Here is a 22,064-nt window from a genome sequence, read left to right on the forward strand (position 1 = left end):
TAAATAGGAAATGGGAGAAACATTAACGAAACCAGAAGCTGTCATCCAAAAAGAAAACTATTTTTCATTGTCTTTTGTATTATCGAGAGTACTAAATTCAGGCGTCATTATGAGTATTGAAAAAAATGATCTTGAATTAAAAGGATTGGAGAAAGGGATAGCCAAGCTGACCAACAAGAAATATGTCTCCTTATTTAATAGTTACACGGGTGCGATTCATGGTGCGCTGTGGGGACAGGACTTAGGCTACCATACATCTGCACGACTGGATCATCCGAGTGAGCAGGAAAAAAAGTTTATTCATTGGTTAGGAATCACACTCATTTCAGATCAACACATAAAGCAGGCTTATGTGACCGTTGAAGTTAATTGGGATAATCTTCAGCAGTTGGATCAGATCATTTTTAAAGCCAGCGATCACGCTCCCGTTCTCGTTTTGGATTTTACGGGATTAGGCTTTGGTCCGGTAGCTGCCATCGCAGCAAATGATGAGAACATTTGGAAAAAAGCAGAGCGCTTGAAGATTTTTGGTGCCTTTGATTTACAAACGATGTGGACACAGGAAGAAAGTGAACCTGACCTGCAGCCAGCCTTACAGTTCAACTATAGGCTTAGCCCGCTCGTGGCAGCATGCGTGAAGTTAACACTCTTAAGGAGGAACCAATCATGATGAAGTCGGATTTTATTCGCAAGCCGTTAGCGCTGCCATCAGACGATTGGGTTCAAGCGCCATTAGCCTTTTATGGAGGACCGTCGATTATTCCAGAGGATGTAAGGAAGACGAATTTCCCAATTATTACGAAAGAAGATGTCATCCAAATGCTTATCTCCATCCAACAGGATGGAGAACAAGTTGTCGATGAGTTCAAGGAAACGTATCGCAATTATGTTGGGGCGAATTATGCGATTGCTACAGCGAGCGGTACATCCAGCCTGCACCTCGCATTAGTTGGGGCAGGTGTACAGCCCGGGGATGAGGTGATCGTTCCTGCATTCACATTCATAGCAACCGCTCAAGCCGTTGTTGCAGCGAAAGCGATCCCCATTTTTGTGGACATCGACCCTATAACCTACTGCTTGGATCCACTAAAAGCAGAGCAAGCCATAACGAACAAGACAAAGGCAATCATGCCCGTTCATGTACATGGCCTACCTGCTGATTTACCTGCATTGAGACGTCTGACTGACAAGTATTCGCTTCGCCTTGTGGAGGATGCCTCCCATGCGCATTCCGCATCGATCCATCAACAACTCGCCGGTTCGATCGGAGACAGTGCGGGACAAAGCTTAATGGCCGATAAAAACTTTCCTGTAGGCGGGGAAGGAGGCATCGCTTTTTTCAAAGAAAAAGAGGATTATGAGCGCGCACTCGCGTTCCTTGATTCATCAGGTATTGATTACCGCATGTCGTGGATCGCAGCTGCTTTCGGTTTGAGCCAGCTTTCCCGACTTCCTTATTATGATGCCATTCGTGCACGGAATGCAGCCTATCTAACCAATGAGCTTTCAGAGACTAAGCTGTTTAGCGGACCATTCGTACCGGATGGGTATAAGCACAGTTATAATATGTATCGCGTTAAACTCTCACCCGAGCGGCTTGGGCTTGAGGATTTGGAGGATTATCTTGTAAAAGATGCCGTTCAGCAGCTCATTAATTCTGAAGGCGTGTTTGCTAGAGAATGGCAAAATGTGCCGATACCTGGGCATCTGCCATTCAAAAATCGGAAAGGCTTTGGGAATGGTTATCCGTTTACGTTATCGGACCGTCAAGATTTTGGTTACGATTTGAACCATTTCCCTGAAACATTGAAGATGCTTAGAAACAGCTTAACGATATGCAGAGAATTAAGAACGCCTATAGAATATGAGCGAATTCAAGCTTACGCCTTAGCTTTCAAAAAAATTGATGCGAACCCGCATATAATTCGAGAACTGGTAGAGCGAGGCAGCGATCTTAAAGTGCTGTACGAAAGAGACGCTAGATTAGGATGAGTACAGCAGAACAACAAACGAAACGAGTAGCCATTTTAGGCGGCAGCGGGTTCACTGGCGCTGAGTTATACAGGCTGCTAAATAAGCATCCTCATTTTGAAGTTCAGTTTGTGTCCTCCGAATCCAAGGCGGGATACCCGGTGGATAAGTTCTATATTGGTTCTATTCATAAGAAAAAGCTCAGCTCGTTAAAGTTTAAAAAAATATCCGAATTAGACGGTCATTACGATGCGCTCTTCTCCTGTTTGCCTACAGGCTCCTTGCCTAAGATCATCCAGCATGTTGCAGAGCATACAGACTATATCTTTAATCTAAGCGGGGATTATCGTATATCCGACCCCGATATATTGCATCAACATTATCCAGAAACATTAAAACATGCATATGAAGGCGGATGGCACTACTATATTCCAGAGTTCAGCAAAATCAATACTGAAGCAAAGGTAGTCAATCTTCCGGGCTGTATGGCGGTGGCGACGCTGTATACACTTTATCCGCTTGTGGCGCATGGCTTAATTGAAGGACGTATAGTCACTGATGCCAAGACGGGCTCCAGCGGCGGCGGAAAATCGACAACAGAACATCATGCGGAGCGCTCCCATAACTTCAGAGCTTATAAAGTTCATGGTCATCGTCATCAGCCCGAAGTCGTGCATGCATTATCCTATCATTTGAATCAAACGGTAAATTTGCAGTTTTCGGTCTATAGTCTTGATCTTCCCCGAGGAATTATGACAACCTCGTATTCCTTGCTCAAAGAGCATGTAACAGAGGTAGATGTAAAAAAAGCATTCTACAGCACGTATTCATCCAAACCCTTTCTTCATTATTTTAACTCGGGCAATGGTTCACCTATGATCAAAACAGTGGTAGGAACAAACTATGCAGAAATCGGTGCTTATGTGGATGGACGTAATTGTGTTTCCATCGTAACCATCGATAATTTAATTAAAGGAGCTGCGGGGCAAGCCATACAGGCAGCAAACAATTATTTTGGATACTCTGAGGAGGCGGGATTGACATTTGAATTTGAGGGAGCGTGGCCCTGATGAGCAGCGGCAGCTTATATGTAATCAAGCTCGGGAGCAGTACGATTGTAAACCATCCTCACATTTTTGAAGAAATTAGCCGTATCGTAAAGCGAGAAAATCAAGTGCTGCTTGTGGCAGGCGGTGCCGAAGCCATTAAGCAAAAATATGAATCCATTCCTCGTGCGATGCCTTTTCTTACATTGCCGTCAGGGGATGAAGTGCGGTACTGTTCACCCGAAGAGATGCCGATTATCCGTGCTGCCTATCATGAGATTATTTTGCCCACTATACATACACAGCTGAAGGCATACGGTCTGACTGTCTACTCACAGCTTGGTGGAGATCAAGGTCTTGTTTATGGCGAGAAAGCGAAACCCCTTAAAGTGATTAAGAATCAAAAATCAATTATTGTCCGTGATTCGATGTTCGGTCATTTTGTGGGCAGTCATGTGGCATTTCTCAAATCTGCTTTACAGGCCTTTGATGTTGTATGTGTTTCTCCACCAATATTAGATCCAGAACTGGATGTGTACATAAACATTGATGCAGACGTGCTTGCTGCTCACTTAGCAGTGGACTTAGAAGCGCATCACCTGCGCTTTGTTACTGGAACTGCAGGTTTACTGGAAGATATTGAAGATAAACATTCAACGATACAAAGTGTCTATACGAATGATGAATTAAGCTTTGTAAAAGGGCGCATGAAGCAAAAAGTACGCGCAGCCCAATTAGCAATCCGACAGGGCGTCTGTGATGTGAATATATCCGGTCCTCATACCTTGGAAGCCCCCGGCAAAACGTGGTTCTGGAACATGGATCGGGAACTCGGCGCATTCGATTTATTGAATAAAGTCGCGCGCATTCCTTCGGTCTCTCAAGATGAGCATGTGCTTTCACACTACTTATTAGAGACGATAAAGCAACCTCCGGTTTCGGGGGAAATTGACCACGCTGGGAACATCGTTTTCCGCAAAGGGAATGGTCCCCATACGCTGCTCTTGTTAGGGCATATAGATACGGTTCCGCATGTTTGGCCTGTTCGATCCGACTCCAAAGGCATTACGGGCAGGGGAATCGTGGATGCTAAAGGCTGCTTTGTAAATTTCATTCATATGCTGCAAGAAGTTGATGTGCCAGAGCAGGGATCTTTACTTGTAATTGGAGCCGTCGAAGAAGAAATATCATCATCAAAAGGAGCTCATTTCATTCGAGATCATTACAAAGCGGATGCGGTTATTATTGGGGAGCCGAGCGGGGTAGAGAGCTTAACCCTTGGTTATTACGGTCTCTTTAAGCTGGAAATTACTATTCATCGAGCTCAGGAGCATACCGCAGCCAAAGATAGCCAGAGTGTTATCGACGAATTGTACAGTGTCGTATCAGATATTCGTGTTCTCGTACGTGATATCGATCCGCAATCCCTATCCTCATTAATTGATATCGAGCATCAGAATGAACGGGGCTTTTTGACGGTAAAAGGGACGTTAAACTTTAGAATATCACCTACGGCAGGCAACGATTATTGGAAAAAAATTGATTTGTCATTTGGTGAAAATGTGACTGTTGAAATCCTGCGTGCAACACCAGGATTTTCGAACTCTCGCACAGGCTCCTTAGTCAAAGCTTTTGTTCGCAGTTTCGCAAAGCAGGGAAAATCGATTCACTATATCAAAAAACGTGGAACGAGCGACATGAATACGCTGGCCACAACTTGGGATTCCGTCCCGATGGTAGCTTATGGTCCAGGGGATTCCAGCTTGGATCATACGAATGATGAATATTTACATTACGGTGAGGTAGAGCAGACCAGAACAATTTTGAAGGAAGCCGTAAACGAATGGTTTCGGCTGAGATTGGAGGAATAAATGGAGCTGGCAATCGATATTCAAAGGGAAGAAATTTCCCTGCTGGTTGATAAAGCGAAAGAAGCGAGGAAATTGATTATTGACATGGCGGCTTCGTCTACTGGATGCCATATCGGAGGAAGTCTTTCTGCGATTGACTTATTGATTGGTGCATATTCGAAATATGTGCAAGATCCCAATACGCTCATCATTCTTAGCAAAGGGCATGCTGCAGCAGCATTATATGCCGCGCTTCATGTATATGGGATTATCAAGGATAACCCAGCGGATAGCTATGGAAAAGCAGGCTCTTTGTTCACAGGTCATCCTAATCATAAACTATCAGGAATCCCCTTCGCTACAGGCAGTTTGGGTCATGGCATTCCTTACGCAGCAGGTTGGGCACTGGCGCAAAAGATGAAACAAACGAATGGACTAGGGATTGTGATCGGTGGAGATGGGGAGCTGCAGGAAGGGTTATGCTGGGAAACCGCACAGATTGTCCAAGCCCAGTCGATCACTAATTTTGTATATATCGTAGATTGCAACGGAGGCCAAAACGATGGTTATGTGCATGACATATCACCGCTTCGCAATCTCCGGCAAAGATTTGAAGCGTTTGGCTTTGCTGTCAAGGAAATCAACGGCCATCATTTCGAAGAAATCCTTGCCGCGATTGAACCAGATCCAGATAGACCGGTAGCCGTCCTAGCCAATACGATAAAAGGAAAAGGTGTTGCAGCGATTGAAGGAAACCCCGAAGCGCATTATGTTAAAATCCCGGAGAAGCTCGCCCATAAATGGAAGGTGAATTTATCATGACCAAGAAGTCAGGTAGAGATGCCTATAAAGATGAGCTGACTACACTTGCTTCCAGCAACGACCAAATTGTATGTATTGAAGCAGATCTAGGAGGCAAAAATCATCCTTTTGGACAGCAGCATCCCCAGCGTTTTTTTAATCTAGGCATCGCGGAATTAGCTGGCATTGATATGGCAGCCGGTCTTGCTGAAGCAGGTTATGTGCCATTCTTCTCAACCTTTGCTTCCTTTGCAGCATTGCGAGCAGCGGAAAGCATCAAGCTGACGATGGGGTATATGGGAAAAAATGTGAAGGTTGTAGCTGCGTATGGAGGGGTATCTGGTGGTTGGTTTGGAACGACACATCATGCACTGGAGGACATCGCAGTCCTCCAATCGTTTCAGAACATACGGATCGCCTGCCCTCATGGTGAGCAGGAAACACGAAGAGTAATACGTGAAGCAGCAGCATCAGAGGAGCCGTATTATATTCGCCTTTCTAGAAATGATGCTTTTGACAGCTTGGATCGAGCAGAGGACGAGAGCTGCAGAAACTTAATTGTTGAAGGAGGCGCACGTACTGCCCGATCCAAACTATGCTTGATTTCCGTGGGTGAACAAGCAACAGAACTTTGCAAGCGGATCGTTCAAGAAGACGACGATATCGTACATGCGCATTTATGTTACGTCGACATTCAAAGCTTGAAACCTTATATTCAACCATTAAGCGGTTTAGCTGACCAATTTCTGGTCGTTGAGGAGCATCGAGCAACCGGCAGTACGGCGTCCTATCTAGCCTTATTATTGCCAAAGCATCAAGTTCACTCACATCATTGCGGTGAGAAATGGCCAATCTACGGCGGTACACATGCTGAGGTTCTAGACTATTTAGGATTTGGGTTTGAACCACTGCAACAACAAATCCAGAATATTCTAGGAGGTAAGGATGGTTTTTAGCGTACTTAAACAAAGAAACTTCCGCCATTATTCCTTCGCTGATATTATTTCCGGGTTCGGCGTAGGTATGAGTACGATTGGTGCGAACTGGTATCTCATGGATCAGACAAATTCGATTACCGCCATAGGGTTCATGCTTTCCTTAAATGTTATTGCTGGTTTTCTCATCTCCGCATTTGTAGGCACCCTAATTGATAAATGGAATCGTAAAACGATTATCTTATGGGCCAATGGCATTCGGGCGATCGCCTTGTTAATCATAACAGGTGCTTTTGTATGGACGGGATTCCGAATTGAATATCTTTATGCCTTTGCCATTATTAACGGGATGGGCTGGACCGTGTATATGACTGCTTCTCGAAGCCTGGTTCAAGAAATCCTATCGGAGAAGGATCTCATTCATGGCAACTCCTTAATTGAAATCAGCTTGCAAGTAGGGATGTTTATGGCTGGTGCACTTTCAGGAGTGTTGTACAAATTCGTTGGTTTTGAGATCATTCTTCTTCTGAATGCGATCGCCTTTATAGTGAGCAGCCTCTTCCTTAGTCGAATTCAATATACACCTATCCCTTTTGAAAATGATAAAGAGACCTTTTTTGCAACGTTTAAGAATGGCATAACGTATCTGGCGGAACGTCCATTTATTTTCATGTTTGGTATTGTATCGATTATTCCACTCGTTTCTACGATGATTTACAACGTCGTTCTTCCTGGCTATGTGAGCAATACGGTGCAAGGTGATTCCGTTGTATTCGGTTTGTCAGATATGTTTTATGGCATTGGGGGATTATTGTCTGGATTTATTGCAGCACCCTTGGCAAAAAAAATATCACAACATGGAACCATACTATTATTTTTTATGATATCCGTGCTGAGCTTGCTCGCTGTAGCGTTTAACCATTTGATTCTGCTTTTGTATTTTGGCAGTGTGTTGATCGGATTAACGAACTCTTCGTTACGTATTTTGATGACAACGACGCTGATGGAATCGGTATCCAAATCCTACATGGGTCGAGCGACTTCGGTCTGGATGGCGATTTCCTTGCTCTTGCAGACCATGTCCGCCACAGGGCTTGGCCTTGTCATTGATCATTTCTCTCCAGGTGCGGGTTTTATCTGTATGAGCGGCTTAATGTTCATCGGATTTGTTGTGTACTTTGTGATGAATAGTAAAGCGACACAAAAAAGTACTCTGGAAGCCTGAAATTTGCATTGCGAACCACTTCTTTCATAACCATTAAAGGAGGATAAAAAGATGACAGCAATTAAAACGGTAGCTTTTGTTGAACCAAGTTTCTATGGCGTTAGTTTTGCGAGAGTCGCTTTTGAACAGGGACATAAAGTTATTTCCATCGTTTCTTCAACGGAAAATCCGCAAAAGTATGGATATGAAGGGATCTACCATGATTTGATTGTCGCAGATATTCGAGATGAAGAGTCACTCTATCAAGCGATTGTTAGCTCCCCCTATGCGAATCAACTGGATGCGTTAATTCCTGCTACGGATTACGCCTCTCACGTAACTGCGAAGGTTGCGGAGCGGATTGGACTTAGAGGAGTACCCTACGAAGCAGCTTTAAAGTCGAGAAACAAAGATTTGGCTAGAGAAGCTTATGCTGAACATCAAGTTCCGAGTGCAAAATTCAAAAAAGTGAGAACTTACGAAGATGCTTTAGCAGCTGCGGAAGAGATCGGATTTCCTATCGTATTAAAACCGACGAATTGCGCAAGCAGTCAAAATGTTTATTTCATCAACAATACAATTGAACTGAAGCATGCAATAGATGCGATCTCAGCGTTTAAAGTAACTTATATGGACTTTAAAGTCCGCGACGAGTATTTAATTGAAGAGTACTTGGATGGTCCAGAATTCAGTGTCGAATTGTTCGTAAAAGAGGGGGAGCCCATTTTCTCGGCCGTTACTGAAAAATTGACCTCGCCGCTTCCTTATTTTGTTGAGATCCTTCATACATTACCTACTTCAGTGCATGTAGAGCATGAGGATCACATCGTTCGTACGGCTGTTGATGCTTTGAGAGCTATTGGGATAGTGAATGGACCAAGTCACGTAGAAGTGAAGCTTACAAGTACGGGGCCACGAATTATCGAGGTGAACGGCAGGCCAGGAGGCGACAACATTTCTTCTGATTTATTAGTGCAAGCGTTCGGTGTCGATATATTTGAAGCAACCGTTAACTATTATTTAAACCACCCGATCAATATTCAGAAAAGGTTTAACCGCGCAGCTTCAATTGCTTATGTGACCGCCGATCGAGAGGGTATTTTCGATGGAATTGAAGGTTTTGCCGATTTAGAACAACATACAAATGTTATCCGAGCACAGCTAACGGCAGCTGAAGGAGATTTGGTCTCAGAAGCAAAAAGCTCGGATGATCGATTGGGTTATTTCATTACAGTTGGCAACACCCCTCAAGAAGCGAAAGAACTAGCCCTTGCCCTTAAAGAAACGTTAACGGTCGTGTATCACCAGCATGAAACAGAGAGTGCAGCGGGGTAGACGCAAGACAAGAATTGAGTCTGAATAAGCAGGGAACAGGCTCTTAATGAGCCTGTTCCTTCCATAAATAGAATGTAGCAATAAATCCACGATTAATCATATCAAATGAAAGCCTTTAAGAGACAAGCTTCAACCCTACGGCTGAACCTAATACCATCGTTATAAAAACAACCCTTTTCCAATCTTTCGATTCTCCATATAAAAGCATTCCTAATATAGCTCCGCCTGACGCTCCAATCCCCGTCCAAATGGCGTACGTTGTTCCCATAGGCAGTGTTTTCATGGAATAAGCAAGAAATAGGAAGCTTGCTAAAAATCCGATCGTTAATAATACAACGGATTGCCAATTGCGATCCTTATGCAATTTGTTTATCATCGCAACACCAAACATTTCAAACAATCCTGCAAATATGAGAGAAATCCAAGCCATTAGGATACAGCTCCTTTCTGATCTTTATCCTTCGTAACTAATTTCAAGCCCATAACTCCCGCTAATAAAAGTAAAATCAACAACATTTTGGTCCATTTAAATGGTTCTCCAAAAAATATGATTTCGGAAAAAACTGTTCCTGCCGTACCCATTCCTACAAAAACAGCATATACCGTTCCGACGGGCAGTTTTTTGCCTGCAGCGATCATTAAATAGAAGCTGATAATAATAGAAATAACAGTTCCTGCCCACGTCCAGAAATCATCCGCGTGTTTTAAGCCAATCACCCAAAAAACCTCGAAAAAAGCGGCAATAAATACTTTAATCCAATTCGAATTCACCAAAATACACCTCCAATTTTATTGTTGCCAAAAAACATAAAAAAAAAGCCCAAGAGTAAACTGTTTAACAGTTTCTCCCAGGCTTTTATCCTTCCGTGACACAGCATCGCTGTGAGTTTTCTCTCGGACCAGACCAACGGTTACGCTGCGGAACCCTAGAAAACATTTCGTTTATTCAATTACCTTGTATTATACACATATCCGAATCAATTACAATACTCATAAAATGGAAAATAACAAAAAAAGATCTTCCAGAACATGTAGTACAACCCTTGGAAACCATATATGCTTGATATAAAATAATAGGAAAGCATTAGGAGAAAGGGGAAGCTGAACATGTCGATGCAGATCGAACTGAAACCGAGAAAACCGGGAAGCAACGGCAAGATGCTTGTCTTGCTGATTCATGGTTTGGGCGCTCCTGAAACGTGGGTAAAGCCAGGCAGAGACTGGGCGGAGCTCATCGCATCAGATCCGGACATCACGGATACGGATATTGGTATCGTTACATATGACACCTCTAAGCTCATCAGCAGCATCTTTGGAATCGAAGGAGAGTTTGAAGTTTTAGGTCAAAAAATTAGTGTCAGTAAAAAAAGTCCTCTGTCCATAGACCAGCTTGCTATTCAATTAAAGGCTATTTTGGATGGGTATACCTATAGAAAATATGAGAAAATCGTTATCGTTGGCCACAGTATGGGAGGATTAATCGGTAAACGATTCCTACTCAACGAATATTTGCATCGCAAAAAAGGATTAGAACGGATCGGTGGCTTTATTAGCTATGCAACACCTTATAACGGCTCTAAATTCGCTGAATTCCACCATTTAATAAAGCGCTTTCAGAATCATAAACAAATCGAACAGCTGCGTTCAAACAACGCTTTTTTGGATGATATGAACCGCAGTTTTTTTGATGCTCAAGAAGAGCTTAAGAGCTTCTTCACGTCCATTTACTGCTTCGGAGACAAGGACACCGTAGTCGAGGAGGGAAGTGCTGTTCCTACGATGGGACATTCAACCAAGTACGCGCTTGCCAGGTCTCTGCCCGGTGATCATGGCACCATTCTAGATCTGCTGCAAGGGCATCTCTCAACGAACTACGATATTCTAAAAGGACTTTTACTAGACGTACTTGGCCCTTTTAGTCCTTCACCATTAGGTATACAAGATAACCGCCCAGAGATTACAACTTCCTTAGAGCTGTCGGACAAGCCAGCAGGATCAGCTAATGTGTCTAAGATGCAGGCTCGATTAAACGATCAATTTGAGATTCACCGACAAGCGCTGGATACCATCTTCATACGACGTTTCAAAAATGATGACGAAATAAGAACAAAGCTTATTGCTTCTATGAATGATGTTCTTCGAAAGCTGAAGGAGATGGAAGAAAGCAGATTACAGCTGTTTCTAAAGCTGTACCAATTTGCAAACATTCGTCTTCCTGAAGGAGAACCCGGCCTGCGCGAGCTGTGGGAGCTGCTGGCTCTCGTCAATTTGGTATATCCCGATTGGAACTTTATCGATCCTGAGGAATGGGTTCATTTGTCCAATCTTCAGCTGGATTCCGATCGCTGGGTGCGTATGCTCTACTCACAGGCTAAAGAAACGATGCCTGAGGTCGTCATCGGATTTATGACTAAACTTTATACCAATTCTTTTCAATCTTATATGAAGTCCAGAGACCATTCGGATTTATTCCCATATCGCTTGCTGCTCGAAAATATTAACACGGAATCACTCGCAAAAGGCAACCCAGAAAACCTATGCGAGCATTGCAACAATGGCCGTAAAGCTGACTTTTCCAAAATTTTATTACAATTTGCTCAAGACACGAAGTTAACCATCTTCGAAGGCTTAGAATCTAATCGCTTATCCGGAACGGTCAGTATTAGTTGTTCCTCTTGCTTGCGTCAAGTTAGACATGAAGTGAGTTATGAAGAAATTTGCACGCGACTAAGGAGTGTGATTTGAAAATGGTGCAACAGATATTTGACTTTTTTGACCAACAATCTGACCTTGAGAAGCTAACAAATGTATCGATTAGGCATATAGATGCCCTTTACTTTTCTGCGAAGCAAATTTTTGCTGTCGTTTCCTATGACTCTCCATCATCACTCGAGAATCACTGGGAGCGAGCAGCTTATCAATTTGCTTACCGGGTACAGAATCAGCTGCCCAGCGAACTAGATGATTTGCGTTGGGACATGTATTTAGTCCTCTTTGTAGACGCGCAAGAGCTAAGCAATGTTTTGAAAAAACGCATCGAGTCAAACCGCTTTTTCTTTCGCAAGATAATCATCACGAGCTCTGATTTAAATCGTTTAGCTGAAAAACTGCCTTTAGACTTTCAAACTAAGCTGCCCGAGCACCAGCTCGAGCGCCTTTGGTTTCATGATCGGCATTTTCTCCAGCAATGGCAATCTTGTGTTCAACAATCGACAAAAGACCAGTTAAATATAGCTTTGTTTAAAGCTGATGAGCAGTCTGTGGACAAGCTATTGTCATCTTTAAATATTCCAGTGTTAGCTGAGGTGCTCAGCCATGAGGATTAATGCAATCACAATAGAAGCATTCCGCGGGTTTAATGAGAAGCGAAGATTTGAATTTCCCAATACAAGCATTGTCATTTTACATGGCCCAAATGGTTACGGAAAAACCTCTTTTTTTGACGCGATCGAATGGGGATTAACCGGTAGCATTTATCGTTATGAGCAAGACCCCGAACGAAAATTATATCGATACATTGGGAATCATTTTGCCGGGGATAGAGCTCCAAAAGTAATCATTGAACTAGGAAATTCAGACATACAAATCACAGTAACACGTACGGGGATCGTGAGTACGAATGTAAGGACAGATAGCGGAGCCCATTTGCTTGAAGTTGAGATTAATGGTAAGAAGGTACCTGCCAAGGAGGCAGAAGCCGTTTTAAAAGAGAAGCTCGTCCACGCGGAATGGCTCGATAAAGTGGATTTAAACAAAAGCTTGTTTCTTACTCATCTTCTATGTCAAGAACGGATGAATGGCATCCTAAGAGGCATGAAGGAGAAGGATCGCTACAATTCGGTTTCCCGAATTTTCGGCACAGAGCAATTTTCGAGCTATGGAGAACTCGTACATAAAGCAAGGATGGAGCTGGAAGAAAGAAGACTAGCATTTAGCCAAAAGCGTGGGCAGCTGATTGCGGAGGAAGAAACGCTGGAGCACCGTATTCAAGGCATTAAGCTAGAAATCTCAGAATTCTCGCCTGCATCACGAAATAATCAATGGTCAACAGCACTTCATAACTATGAAGCTGTCTTCCAAAAAGCAGCGGTTTCAGAAGATGAAGATCAGGTTATTTCATTGATCAAAGAAGCCGAGGAGCAAATAGAAGCTCTCGTTCAGGAACGAAATCTTTTGGAAAATGATACAATCAGACGGCTAGATCTAGCAAAAGATGCTATGACCTCATTACAGGAAAAGCTTCCGCTTCTGATGCAATGGGAACGAGAAAATCATCTTACTCAAACGCTAGATGAACACTTAAATACAATTCAAAAATTGCTAAGGCTCAATGAAGAAGCAGATAGTTTTTTGCAAAACGAACAGATCAAGCTCCAAAACGAACAGCTGTATGAGGATTTACAGCAGCAAACAACGGCAATTCAGCATAGAGCCGATCACTTATTTGAAGCGCTAAATGAAGTGAAAAAATTATTGCTTCAGGCAAAAAACCGTAAAAAATTTGATGGGATGAGCGGTAACTTTGCCATGGCTTATCCACGCTTAGAGGAGTCTCCTCGACTCGCACTCTATCATTCATTACGAGAGTTAGAGCTGCGGTTTCGTGAACAAACAGATTTGGAAATCTCCTTTATGGAGGCTGATCGTTTACACAAGCAGCAGTTGGAATTTGTACAGCAGCTTGTGCTTCATGAAAAGAAACATAAAGCTTTTCTAAAGCATGTTCTACAGGTTGCTATTGAACAGCCAGAGCTAGAATGCTGCCCTGCCTGTGGAATAGAAGATGTTGATTCATTACGCCTGCAAAACTATGTCAGCACCCAGATGGATGCCATTCATCCTGATCTAGCTCGTGCAGAAAAGAAGAGCCTCGAGCTTGAATTACAACGACAAATCTATAATGCCCAGCTGTTTGAAGCAAAAGCAAATGTTAAAGAAAGTCTAACCATACTTCAAGCTACCATGCAGGAATGGAGTGATCAGCATACTCAATTGCTCGATCAAGTGGCAGATTTACAAGAAAAGCACTACGATTTGCATAAAAAAATGCAGTTAATGGACAAGAGCTACAATGATTTCAAAGCATTGGCTGATGAGTTGGATATCCCTATTCATACGCCAGCTCTGAAAGAGCTGTTGCTGACTAAGCTGGATGAAGGCAATAAAAAAGTAGATCATTTACGCAAGCAGCTTATTACGATTGCTACATCGTTTTCATCCCTGACAAGGGAGAGCAAAGAGAGAGAACTTAAGCATCTACAAGATGATGTCGTTGTTTGGCTAGGTAAGCTAACGGCAGAAGGAATTATTGGTGCCAGTGCTCAAACAACGGATTGGAGCGCAGTTGCAGATCAGTTAGACGCAAAGTCTAGTTTGGTTGAAGAGTCATTGCTCGAAAATACTTGTAAGCACGGAGCAGCAACACAATTATTAGATGCTTTCCGAGCAAACACAGATCTCGCACTGCTCGAACAATTACAGCAACAAAAAACTGCCAAGCATAAGATCATAGAACGAGTGGAAGAAGGTCTTCGAACCATCGAAGACATGGTTGCCGCTCTAAAGGATGCCGAGCAGGCCGTGCCAGATGCCATTCGCGGCTTGAATGAACGAGTCATGGATCAAATGTTCGATACTATGCGTTCCATCTTTGTCAGAATCAACTCTCATCCCGTATTTACCGAGATCGATTATGATACGGGGAAAAAATTCAACAGCAATCGCTTATTTCTCAAAGTGATGACGAGAGAAGACGCGGCCCTTGGCCACCAAGAAGCAAATCCCTCGTACATATTTAGCGCAGCCCAGGTGAATGCCACTGCGATTTCATTCTTTTTGGCCATGGCGCTTACTCAATCTTGGTCCCCACTGTCCTTTGTCGCAATGGATGACCCTGTACAAAGCATGGATGACTTGAATGTAGCTGCATTAATTGATCTTATACGTAATTTAGCTGATTCCAAATTGCAAAATCATAAACAATTTATTATCTCAACACATGATTCGACCTTCTATCAGGTTATGAGAAAGAAGTTCAGAATGCTGAATGTAGGCATTATTGAATATGATTCCTATTCAGAAGCAGGCCCTACATTTGAGCAGCGTGTAGTAGAAGCTACGGATAAGAAGCCGATTGCCATATTTTCGAAAGCAGACTCATAAAAAATCAATCATAAAAAGTCGATTTCCTGTACGATTAAGGAATCGACTTTTTTTATTATAAATGGCCTAAAAATATAATTAATCTAAACATGAGAATAAAAATTTTCAACTTCGTTGTATATAGTGTAAAAGCTTTTACAAAAAAATAAGGAGAATCGCTAATGAAGTCTAATGATAAAAATTTCATCCAACGCTTAAAGCGCCAGAAAGAAGATGCTTTAGAATATATCGTTGATACCTATTTGCCCTTAATAAAAGGGGTAACTTATAAAGTGCTGTCCCCGCTTGAGAACGAGGGAGTTATTGAAGAATGTATGAACGATATTTTGTTATCCATATGGAACAATTCGAATAAATTCCATGGCGATTCGACTGATTTCAGGAAATGGATTTGTGCTATAGCCAAGTTTAAGTCTATTGATTATTACAGAAAAAATAGTAAAAGAGTTGAGTTCACCACTAATGAAATGGAATTGAGCTCCGAAAAATCGGCAGAAGAAGAGTTGATTATGCTGGAGGATAAAACGGAATTAATTCAATTAATCCATTTATTAGAGCCTGTGGATCGGGATATTTTTATAATGAAATTTTTTCTTGGATTAAAAACAGAGGATATATCAGCGAAACTCGATTTAACGAAATCTTCCATCGATAATCGAATTTATAGAGGGAAAAAGACACTTTACACCAAAGCGATGCAGCTGAATTGGAAAGGTAGTGTATGATGAAGGATATATATGATTTATTAAACGATATAGATCTAGACGACAAGCAGTTTGTGGAAATGGAAGTAACTGAATTTGAAAAGACCAAGGTCATGAAAGCATTAAAGCAGTCCTTAGCTGAAAATAAAAAAACACAGCGTTGGAAAAAGAATGCTGCTGCAGTCATTCTAATCGGTTTAACGACTGCTACCTTTGGCATTACGTTCCCTGCTTATGCTAGTGAAATCCCCGTTATAAGAAATATATTCAGGTTATTGGATACCGGAAGGGTCGGATTTTATGATGACTATAAGAAATATTCCAGCGAAATTAACATGTCAAAGGAGAGCAGCGGCATAAAAGTGACGATAGAAGATGCGATTTTTGATGGGAAATCGGTTACTTTAACCTATGCATTAGAAAGTAAACAAGACTTGGGTGACGAACCAAAGTTACATGGTTTATTATTTGCAAAAGGAGCACTCGGTGGTAGTCAAAGCTCTGAAATTACAAAAGTGGATGAGAATAGTTATGTAGGTTTAGTGCAAAGCAATATCGATTTTCGTAATCAAAAGGAATTGGATCACGTAAATATAAATTGGACTATTGAAAATATAACAGATCAAAATAACGAAGAGAAAATACAAGGTAAATGGAACTTTGCTCTCTCTTTAGACGCAACGGCGAATCAAACACAGATCATAAATCAAAGTATTGAACATGAGAGAGTAAAAGTGAACATAAACCATATATCCTACACCCCCATGAGCTTTATCGTTTATTACAATCAAGTGATTTCGGATGAGACAAGAAATGAATGGGATGCTGTAGATGTGGATATCGAAATTAAAGACGACTTAGGCAATCATTATGTAGGTAAAGGCAATGGAGGAGCAGGTGAGCGAAGCGGCTATAACATAAACTGGAGTAAAACCTTCGAAAAATTAGACCCTAATGCTACCAAGCTTATACTGACATCTCAAATAAACTTGTATGAACACACTGCTGAAAATCATGGATCATTAGAAATATCGAGAGACGAAGGTTCAAAAGAAATGGTATTGCCTAAAAAATCAGGTAGAGGTAGAGAACAAATTAAATTAGATGATATTGTCATTGAAATAAAGAAATAAATGATAAGTCATTAAGGCTAGTGAGATGACATGCTATGGTTGCTTCAAATTAAGCCATTAAAAAAGCGAGCAGGATCGTAACCTGCTCTTTTTTGTTGCATATTTAATAAGGAGAAACGATAATTTAATGATATGTGGGAAATAGGATTGATTACATTTATAAATAACAACTTTTGATTAAAAGGTAATATTAATCGGAAAAATGTGCTATAATTTAAAGTTGAAATTTCAAAGCTTTAACAACAACAAGAAAAGGTGAAACGAATGATAATGAACGAATGGGAACAACTTTTATGAATAATGAATTGAACCTTTATAAACGTATCTTAAATAAACTGCCCGACTTGAATATTAAGCTTGCTGAACCCGTTAAAAATCACGCATATACAAAATTAGGGGGGAATGCAGATGTATTCATTACTCCAAATAAATATGATGAAATAAGCACTGTCTATAAAATTGCGAAAGAAGAAAATGTTCCAGTTACCCTCTTGGGACATGGCTCCAATCTTATCGTGAAGGATGGCGGCCTTCGCGGGATTACGATGCATCTAAAAAACTTGAATGAAGTTCGTACCGAAAATTGTACAATTATTGCGCAGGCTGGAGCTTCGATTATAGATGTGTCTAGGCAAGCATTAGAACAGCATCTGTCTGGACTTGAGTTTGCATGCGGCATTCCAGGTACGGTCGGTGGTGCATTGTATATGAATGCAGGTGCCTATGGCGGACAAATTTCGGATGTATTAGTCAAAGCTTTAGTCATGAACGAAGCAGGCGAGCTTCTCACATTATCAAGTGAGGATCTGTCATTAAGTTATCGGAAGAGTAATATTTCTGCAAATAAATATGTCGTTCTCGAAGCTGTATTTAATCTTAAACAAGCTGAATATGCCGATATTAAAGAAAAAATGGATGAGTTCACTTTTGCGCGAGAAAGTAAACAGCCATTGGAATATCCTTCATGCGGCAGTGTATTCAAACGCCCGCCCGGATATTTTGCTGGAAAACTGATACAAGACAGCGGTTTGCAAGGGAAACGAATCGGAGGAGCAGAGGTATCCACGAAACATGCAGGTTTCATTGTAAATGTGGATCATGCTACTTCCCAAGATTACATTGATTTGATCGAAGTTATTAAGTCGACGGTAAAACAAAACTTTGGCATAGATTTAGAAACAGAAGTCATTGTCATTGGGGAAGACAACCAAAACTAAAACAAATGATTAATGTTCAAAGACCCTTCCCATTCAATTGGCGAGGGTCTTTGATTTTTTACAATATTTATATTTATATAACATTTTTGGTTTCTTATATAAAATTTATCTATTATGTAATCGATTGACCGTAAGCAGGCGTGAATGCTACAGTTATCTCAGCCTTTAATCCTCACTTAACCCGTAGGGATTATGAGTTTAATACATACCAAATTGGAGGAAACGATTTTGAAAAAGTTTAATGGAATTGCGTTTGCCCTTGTTTTCTTATTTGTTATTACAGCATGCGCCAATAATGGCAGCAGCAATAAAGGAGAATCAACCGCTGGGGTTAAAAAAGTTATTGTCGGCACTGGCAATGATTTCGAACAAGTAGCTTTTCTCGATGATAACGGAAAGTTAACAGGCTACGACGTTGAGGTTATCAGAGAGATAGACAAACGTCTAAAAGAGTATGAATTTGAGTTTCAAACGATGGAATTTTCCAACATTCTATTAAGTCTAGAAACGAAAAAGATCGATATAGCCGCTCATCTATTCGAGAAAAACCCTGAGCGTGAACAAAAGTTTTATTTTAACGAAGAACCTTACGCTTATTGGCGGAACAAAATTATTATTGCAGCAGTAAACAATGAATCGATCAAGTCCTTAGATGATTTGAAAGGAAAAAAAGTGCTGATTGGCCCGACCAGCGCTCAAGCTCAAATCCTTGAAAATTACAATAAGGAGCATGATGGCGCAATAAAAATCGTGTACCAGCAAAACGATGCTAACGATGAAGTTCTTCAAATCACTAACGGACGGGTTGACGCAACAATAAGCGCAGACTTCCTTCTTCCGATCAAAGATCCGCAAGGTAAGCTCAAAGCAGTAGGAGATGCGCTTAATGAGGGGCATATCCAGTATGTACTCCGTAAAGACGACCCCGAGTCAAAGAAACTTGCCGACGCTGTGGATCAAACGATAAAAGAAATGAAAGCGGATGGAGCCCTCGCAAAGCTTAGCACGGATTGGCTTGGTCAGGACTTTTCAAAATAAAGGCTTACCAATTTAAATGTGGAGGTGATTATTCACTATGGGAATTGCAGTGATTTATGGAAGCTCCCGCAAAAATGGAAACTCGGACCAACTAGCGAATTTATTAGTTGAAGGATTTGAAGCAGATAAAATTCACTTATCTGACTATAACATCAAGCCTATAGTCGATTATCGGCATTGTGAGAAAGAGCCTTACCCAAATGATGATTACCATCATCTGATCGAACGCGTAAAGGCACAAGATGTATTAGTGTTCGCGACACCTATCTACTGGTATGGCGCATCAGGCCTTACGAAGACATTCATTGACAGATGGTCCCAATCATTAAGAGAGAATAAGGCCGAGTTTCTATCTAGTTTTGCGTCAAAAACAGCCTGGGTCATCGGTATAGGCGATGACGAGCCCCATCTGAAAGGAATTCCGCTTGTTCAGCAATTTCAATATATTTTCGACTATACGGGCACAAATTTTGCAGGTTACATCCTTGGGAGAGGCAACAAGCCTGGCGATATTTTGCAAGATACCATTGCTTTGGCCACTGTGGAGGAAATCCGGAAAAAGTGGCATACTTAATCAAAATGTAAATTTAGAGGAATTCACACGTTGTAACAACATCTGAATTCATTTTATAATGTAAAGAGGCAGGGAGGTGATAGGAATGGCAAATCAAATTGCCGGGAAAAGTAACTGCTCATGCAAAGCCTAATATTAGGGCGATACTTTGCGTGGGGCCGGACTGAAATATTTTCGCCCAATGGAGCTCATATCGTTTCTAATAAAAGCTTTGCACCTTATATTTTTTCATTAAAAATAAGGGGCTGAACAGCTATGAATAAACCATTTATTAGAAACCATCAATATAATTTAATTAAGAAACAAGCACATCTGCTTCAAACTGCATGCAACACGGTATCCGATCCGAAAGTAGTTGAAGCGGTTAGGTATAGTACGCAAACAAAAATTACCGAAGCGTTCCAAGACGCAACTGATCTTCAAAAGCATGAGTTAGAGAAGCTTGCAATGTTAAATAGGACGGAAGAAATTCAATCCTATTTGCAATCGCTGCAGCCTTTGATGTCGGAATTCACTCAAGTAACGGCAGCTCAAATAAAAAAGCTGTTTCCAAAAGTCAAAAAGTTAAAGGTACCCGATTTTGCTGATATTGACTACCGTTATGTTACCTATATGAGTTGGACCGATATCGCATCTAATAGGCTGTTTCTTATTTACCGTCAAGACGGACAGCTTATCGGCATTGAAGGAAAGTTTACGCCAACAAATAAGAAAAGCACTTGTTTTTTGTGCAATCGACATGAAGAGGTTGCGTTATTCACGGCGATTACGAAATCAAGGCCTGCTAATGCTTCACCTGATTACTACAAGGCGATTGGGAATTATATGTGCGTAAACAGCGAAGCCTGCAACGCAAATATAACGGATGTCACCGTTTTAGAGAAATTCATCAGCAACTTCATCGGAAAACATGAATCATAAAATGAAAAGAAGCATCAGAAATTCTGATGCTTCTTTTTTTCATAGTGATTTGCTTCCTCCAGTATATCTGATTGCAGTCTACACAAGTTCTTCAAAAGTGTAAGTTACAATGAGGATAAGGAATAGTGGATAGGAGGACACAAGAACAAATTTTTTAAAAAAAGAAATGAAAAAACGTTTCCGAAATACCCATTGGGGGTATAATGCGAATAACATACTGAACGAAAAAACAGAGGAGTGTTATATAAAATGAAAAAACAATTGCTTTTAATTAGTGTTGCTGCGGTAATCGCTTTAAGTGGATGCGGTAAAAACGAAAGTGCTGAGAACGCTATGACCAGCAATCAAGGTGAAGACCACTCACAAATGAATCACTCCAATAGCAGCCAGCTTCCTAAAGGGTTAAAAGAAGCAACGAATCCGACCTACAAGGTGGGAAGTGAAGCGATTATAAAAGCAGACCACATGGCAGGAATGAATGGAGCTACAGCAACAATTGTGGGCGCCTATACGACTACTGTATACGCCGTATCTTATACCCCAACAACGGGCGGCGAAAAAGTGACCAATCATAAGTGGGTTATTCAAGAAGAAATTAAAGATGCAGGCGACAAACCCTATGAGCCAGGTACAGAAGTTATCCTTCAAGCAGACCATATGGCGGGTATGAACGGCGCAACCGCAACAATTGATACCACAGAGCAAACGACGGTTTATATGTTTGATTACGTTCCAACCACTGGGGGAGAAAAAATGAAAAACCATAAATGGGTAACGGAAAGCGAGCTTTCACCGAAGTGATCAACCGTTTCTGAACAAACGACGATTCTTACTTAATATTAGAGAGAATCGTCGTTTTTTTGTACAGGAAAACGAAACTTTTTTACAAATAATGGCGTCTAATCCTAATTAGACATTAAAATGAGCATCAAATAAGTTTCAAAATAAGAAAATGAACATAACCAGTTCAACACATCCCATGTGTTGAACTGGTTTTTTGTTTTAGAGGAAAGAAGCTTAGATTAGTTTTATTATCATTGAATCGCATACGATTTACGTAATATTACATCTTATAGCTCGGTCAAATATGTCTTTATAATGTAAGGGTGTGACAACGTGAGGAGGGATGTCTATCATTCTAAAATGAACTAGGAAAGTGAACGGAAGGCTATA

General features: G+C 41.3%; 20 protein-coding genes and 1 riboswitch. Of the genes, 18 read left to right on the forward strand and 2 right to left on the reverse strand.

The window, feature by feature from the left end; all coding sequences use genetic code 11:
- The first annotated feature begins 10 nt into the window (after positions 1 to 10).
- The 8 genes from ACIFSR_RS18825 to ACIFSR_RS18860 are packed head-to-tail and all read left to right on the forward strand — an operon-like array spanning position 11 to position 9,142.
- Positions 11 to 670 (forward strand): degT/DnrJ/EryC1/StrS aminotransferase, encoded by a 660-nt coding sequence (locus ACIFSR_RS18825; protein WP_430059166.1) that lies wholly within the window; start codon positions 11 to 13, stop codon positions 668 to 670.
- Positions 667 to 1,992: a DegT/DnrJ/EryC1/StrS family aminotransferase gene (locus ACIFSR_RS18830; protein WP_430059168.1), complete on the forward strand. Its 1,326-nt coding sequence runs from the start codon at positions 667 to 669 to the stop codon at positions 1,990 to 1,992. Before ACIFSR_RS18825 ends, ACIFSR_RS18830 begins: the two co-directional genes overlap by 4 nt.
- On the forward strand, positions 1,989 to 3,041 hold the full coding sequence (gene argC, locus ACIFSR_RS18835) for an N-acetyl-gamma-glutamyl-phosphate reductase (protein ID WP_430059170.1): 1,053 nt from the start codon (positions 1,989 to 1,991) through the stop codon (positions 3,039 to 3,041). The genes ACIFSR_RS18830 and argC overlap by 4 nt, the downstream gene beginning before the upstream one ends.
- Entirely contained in the window at positions 3,041 to 4,888 is a 1,848-nt protein-coding gene (locus tag ACIFSR_RS18840) for a M20/M25/M40 family metallo-hydrolase (RefSeq protein WP_430059172.1), read from the forward strand. Before argC ends, ACIFSR_RS18840 begins: the two co-directional genes overlap by 1 nt.
- Positions 4,889 to 5,689 (forward strand): 1-deoxy-D-xylulose-5-phosphate synthase N-terminal domain-containing protein, encoded by an 801-nt coding sequence (locus tag ACIFSR_RS18845; protein WP_430059174.1) that lies wholly within the window; start codon positions 4,889 to 4,891, stop codon positions 5,687 to 5,689. It begins immediately after the preceding gene.
- On the forward strand, positions 5,686 to 6,624 hold the full coding sequence (locus ACIFSR_RS18850) for a transketolase (protein WP_430059176.1): 939 nt from the start codon (positions 5,686 to 5,688) through the stop codon (positions 6,622 to 6,624). The genes ACIFSR_RS18845 and ACIFSR_RS18850 overlap by 4 nt, the downstream gene beginning before the upstream one ends.
- The gene (locus ACIFSR_RS18855) at positions 6,614 to 7,828 is read left to right on the forward strand and encodes an MFS transporter (protein ID WP_430059178.1); all 1,215 of its coding nucleotides are present in this window, start codon (positions 6,614 to 6,616) and stop codon (positions 7,826 to 7,828) included. The genes ACIFSR_RS18850 and ACIFSR_RS18855 overlap by 11 nt, the downstream gene beginning before the upstream one ends.
- Before the next feature lie 51 nt (positions 7,829 to 7,879).
- Positions 7,880 to 9,142 (forward strand): ATP-grasp domain-containing protein, encoded by a 1,263-nt coding sequence (locus tag ACIFSR_RS18860; RefSeq protein ID WP_430059180.1) that lies wholly within the window; start codon positions 7,880 to 7,882, stop codon positions 9,140 to 9,142.
- 115 nt (positions 9,143 to 9,257) lie between these two features.
- Here ACIFSR_RS18860 and ACIFSR_RS18865 read toward each other — a convergent pair whose 3' ends face one another.
- On the reverse strand, positions 9,258 to 9,572 hold the full coding sequence (locus ACIFSR_RS18865; protein WP_339209315.1) for a DMT family transporter: 315 nt from the start codon (positions 9,570 to 9,572) through the stop codon (positions 9,258 to 9,260).
- Positions 9,572 to 9,913 (reverse strand): DMT family transporter, encoded by a 342-nt coding sequence (locus tag ACIFSR_RS18870; RefSeq protein WP_339209314.1) that lies wholly within the window; start codon positions 9,911 to 9,913, stop codon positions 9,572 to 9,574. Before ACIFSR_RS18870 ends, ACIFSR_RS18865 begins: the two co-directional genes overlap by 1 nt.
- A 72-nt stretch (positions 9,914 to 9,985) precedes the next feature.
- Positions 9,986 to 10,083, reverse strand: a riboswitch (guanidine-I (ykkC/yxkD leader).
- Between the two features lie 166 nt (positions 10,084 to 10,249).
- On the opposite strand from ACIFSR_RS18870, the gene ACIFSR_RS18875 reads away from it, so the two are divergent.
- The 10 genes from ACIFSR_RS18875 (at position 10,250) to ACIFSR_RS18920 (ending at position 21,692) form a co-directional block, all read left to right on the forward strand.
- Positions 10,250 to 11,887 carry an ABC-three component system protein gene (locus ACIFSR_RS18875; RefSeq protein ID WP_430059182.1) on the forward strand — a complete coding sequence of 546 codons (1,638 nt, stop codon included), beginning with the start codon at positions 10,250 to 10,252 and terminating at the stop codon, positions 11,885 to 11,887.
- Between the two features lie 2 nt (positions 11,888 to 11,889).
- Positions 11,890 to 12,468, forward strand: a complete 579-nt coding sequence (locus tag ACIFSR_RS18880) for an ABC-three component system middle component 1 (protein ID WP_430059184.1) — start codon at positions 11,890 to 11,892, stop codon at positions 12,466 to 12,468.
- Positions 12,458 to 15,304 (forward strand): AAA family ATPase, encoded by a 2,847-nt coding sequence (locus tag ACIFSR_RS18885; RefSeq protein ID WP_430059186.1) that lies wholly within the window; start codon positions 12,458 to 12,460, stop codon positions 15,302 to 15,304. The genes ACIFSR_RS18880 and ACIFSR_RS18885 overlap by 11 nt, the downstream gene beginning before the upstream one ends.
- 161 nt (positions 15,305 to 15,465) lie before the next feature.
- Positions 15,466 to 16,029 (forward strand): sigma-70 family RNA polymerase sigma factor, encoded by a 564-nt coding sequence (locus ACIFSR_RS18890; protein WP_339209306.1) that lies wholly within the window; start codon positions 15,466 to 15,468, stop codon positions 16,027 to 16,029.
- Complete coding sequence (locus ACIFSR_RS18895) at positions 16,029 to 17,141, forward strand: DUF4179 domain-containing protein (protein ID WP_430059349.1); 1,113 nt, start codon at positions 16,029 to 16,031, stop codon at positions 17,139 to 17,141. The genes ACIFSR_RS18890 and ACIFSR_RS18895 overlap by 1 nt, the downstream gene beginning before the upstream one ends.
- A 293-nt stretch (positions 17,142 to 17,434) precedes the next feature.
- A complete protein-coding gene (gene murB, locus ACIFSR_RS18900; protein WP_430059188.1) occupies positions 17,435 to 18,358 on the forward strand; it encodes a UDP-N-acetylmuramate dehydrogenase in 924 nt (307 codons plus the stop codon).
- Positions 18,359 to 18,586: 228 nt separating this feature from the next.
- Positions 18,587 to 19,396 carry a transporter substrate-binding domain-containing protein gene (locus tag ACIFSR_RS18905; RefSeq protein WP_430059189.1) on the forward strand — a complete coding sequence of 270 codons (810 nt, stop codon included), beginning with the start codon at positions 18,587 to 18,589 and terminating at the stop codon, positions 19,394 to 19,396.
- A 37-nt stretch (positions 19,397 to 19,433) separates the two neighbouring features.
- Complete coding sequence (locus ACIFSR_RS18910; RefSeq protein ID WP_339209302.1) at positions 19,434 to 19,970, forward strand: flavodoxin family protein; 537 nt, start codon at positions 19,434 to 19,436, stop codon at positions 19,968 to 19,970.
- A gap of 255 nt (positions 19,971 to 20,225) precedes the next feature.
- The gene (locus ACIFSR_RS18915; RefSeq protein WP_430059191.1) at positions 20,226 to 20,891 is read left to right on the forward strand and encodes a FusB/FusC family EF-G-binding protein; all 666 of its coding nucleotides are present in this window, start codon (positions 20,226 to 20,228) and stop codon (positions 20,889 to 20,891) included.
- A 249-nt stretch (positions 20,892 to 21,140) separates the two neighbouring features.
- On the forward strand, positions 21,141 to 21,692 hold the full coding sequence (locus ACIFSR_RS18920) for a YdhK family protein (protein ID WP_339209300.1): 552 nt from the start codon (positions 21,141 to 21,143) through the stop codon (positions 21,690 to 21,692).
- The last annotated feature ends 372 nt before the right edge of the window (positions 21,693 to 22,064 follow it).

Source organism: Paenibacillus sp. NRS-1760, assembly GCF_050467785.1.
GTDB lineage: Bacteria > Bacillota > Bacilli > Paenibacillales > Paenibacillaceae > Pristimantibacillus.

Bases quoted from the DNA above. Each gene is read 5' to 3' on its own strand.
- ACIFSR_RS18860 (WP_430059180.1), top strand. From the start codon at position 7,880: ATGACAGCAATTAAAACGGTAGCTTTTGTTGAACCAAGTTTCTATGGC.
- ACIFSR_RS18850 (WP_430059176.1), top strand. From the start codon at position 5,686: ATGACCAAGAAGTCAGGTAGAGATGCCTATAAAGATGAGCTGACTACA.
- ACIFSR_RS18840 (WP_430059172.1), top strand. From the start codon at position 3,041: ATGAGCAGCGGCAGCTTATATGTAATCAAGCTCGGGAGCAGTACGATT.
- ACIFSR_RS18890 (WP_339209306.1), top strand. From the start codon at position 15,466: ATGAAGTCTAATGATAAAAATTTCATCCAACGCTTAAAGCGCCAGAAA.
- argC (WP_430059170.1), top strand. From the start codon at position 1,989: ATGAGTACAGCAGAACAACAAACGAAACGAGTAGCCATTTTAGGCGGC.
- ACIFSR_RS18885 (WP_430059186.1), top strand. From the start codon at position 12,458: ATGAGGATTAATGCAATCACAATAGAAGCATTCCGCGGGTTTAATGAG.
- ACIFSR_RS18830 (WP_430059168.1), top strand. From the start codon at position 667: ATGATGAAGTCGGATTTTATTCGCAAGCCGTTAGCGCTGCCATCAGAC.
- ACIFSR_RS18825 (WP_430059166.1), top strand. From the start codon at position 11: ATGGGAGAAACATTAACGAAACCAGAAGCTGTCATCCAAAAAGAAAAC.
- ACIFSR_RS18920 (WP_339209300.1), top strand. From the start codon at position 21,141: ATGAAAAAACAATTGCTTTTAATTAGTGTTGCTGCGGTAATCGCTTTA.
- murB (WP_430059188.1), top strand. From the start codon at position 17,435: ATGAATAATGAATTGAACCTTTATAAACGTATCTTAAATAAACTGCCC.
- ACIFSR_RS18880 (WP_430059184.1), top strand. From the start codon at position 11,890: ATGGTGCAACAGATATTTGACTTTTTTGACCAACAATCTGACCTTGAG.
- ACIFSR_RS18865 (WP_339209315.1), bottom strand. From the start codon at position 9,572: ATGGCTTGGATTTCTCTCATATTTGCAGGATTGTTTGAAATGTTTGGT.
- ACIFSR_RS18845 (WP_430059174.1), top strand. From the start codon at position 4,889: ATGGAGCTGGCAATCGATATTCAAAGGGAAGAAATTTCCCTGCTGGTT.
- ACIFSR_RS18875 (WP_430059182.1), top strand. From the start codon at position 10,250: ATGTCGATGCAGATCGAACTGAAACCGAGAAAACCGGGAAGCAACGGC.
- ACIFSR_RS18915 (WP_430059191.1), top strand. From the start codon at position 20,226: ATGAATAAACCATTTATTAGAAACCATCAATATAATTTAATTAAGAAA.
- ACIFSR_RS18910 (WP_339209302.1), top strand. From the start codon at position 19,434: ATGGGAATTGCAGTGATTTATGGAAGCTCCCGCAAAAATGGAAACTCG.
- ACIFSR_RS18855 (WP_430059178.1), top strand. From the start codon at position 6,614: ATGGTTTTTAGCGTACTTAAACAAAGAAACTTCCGCCATTATTCCTTC.
- ACIFSR_RS18895 (WP_430059349.1), top strand. From the start codon at position 16,029: ATGAAGGATATATATGATTTATTAAACGATATAGATCTAGACGACAAG.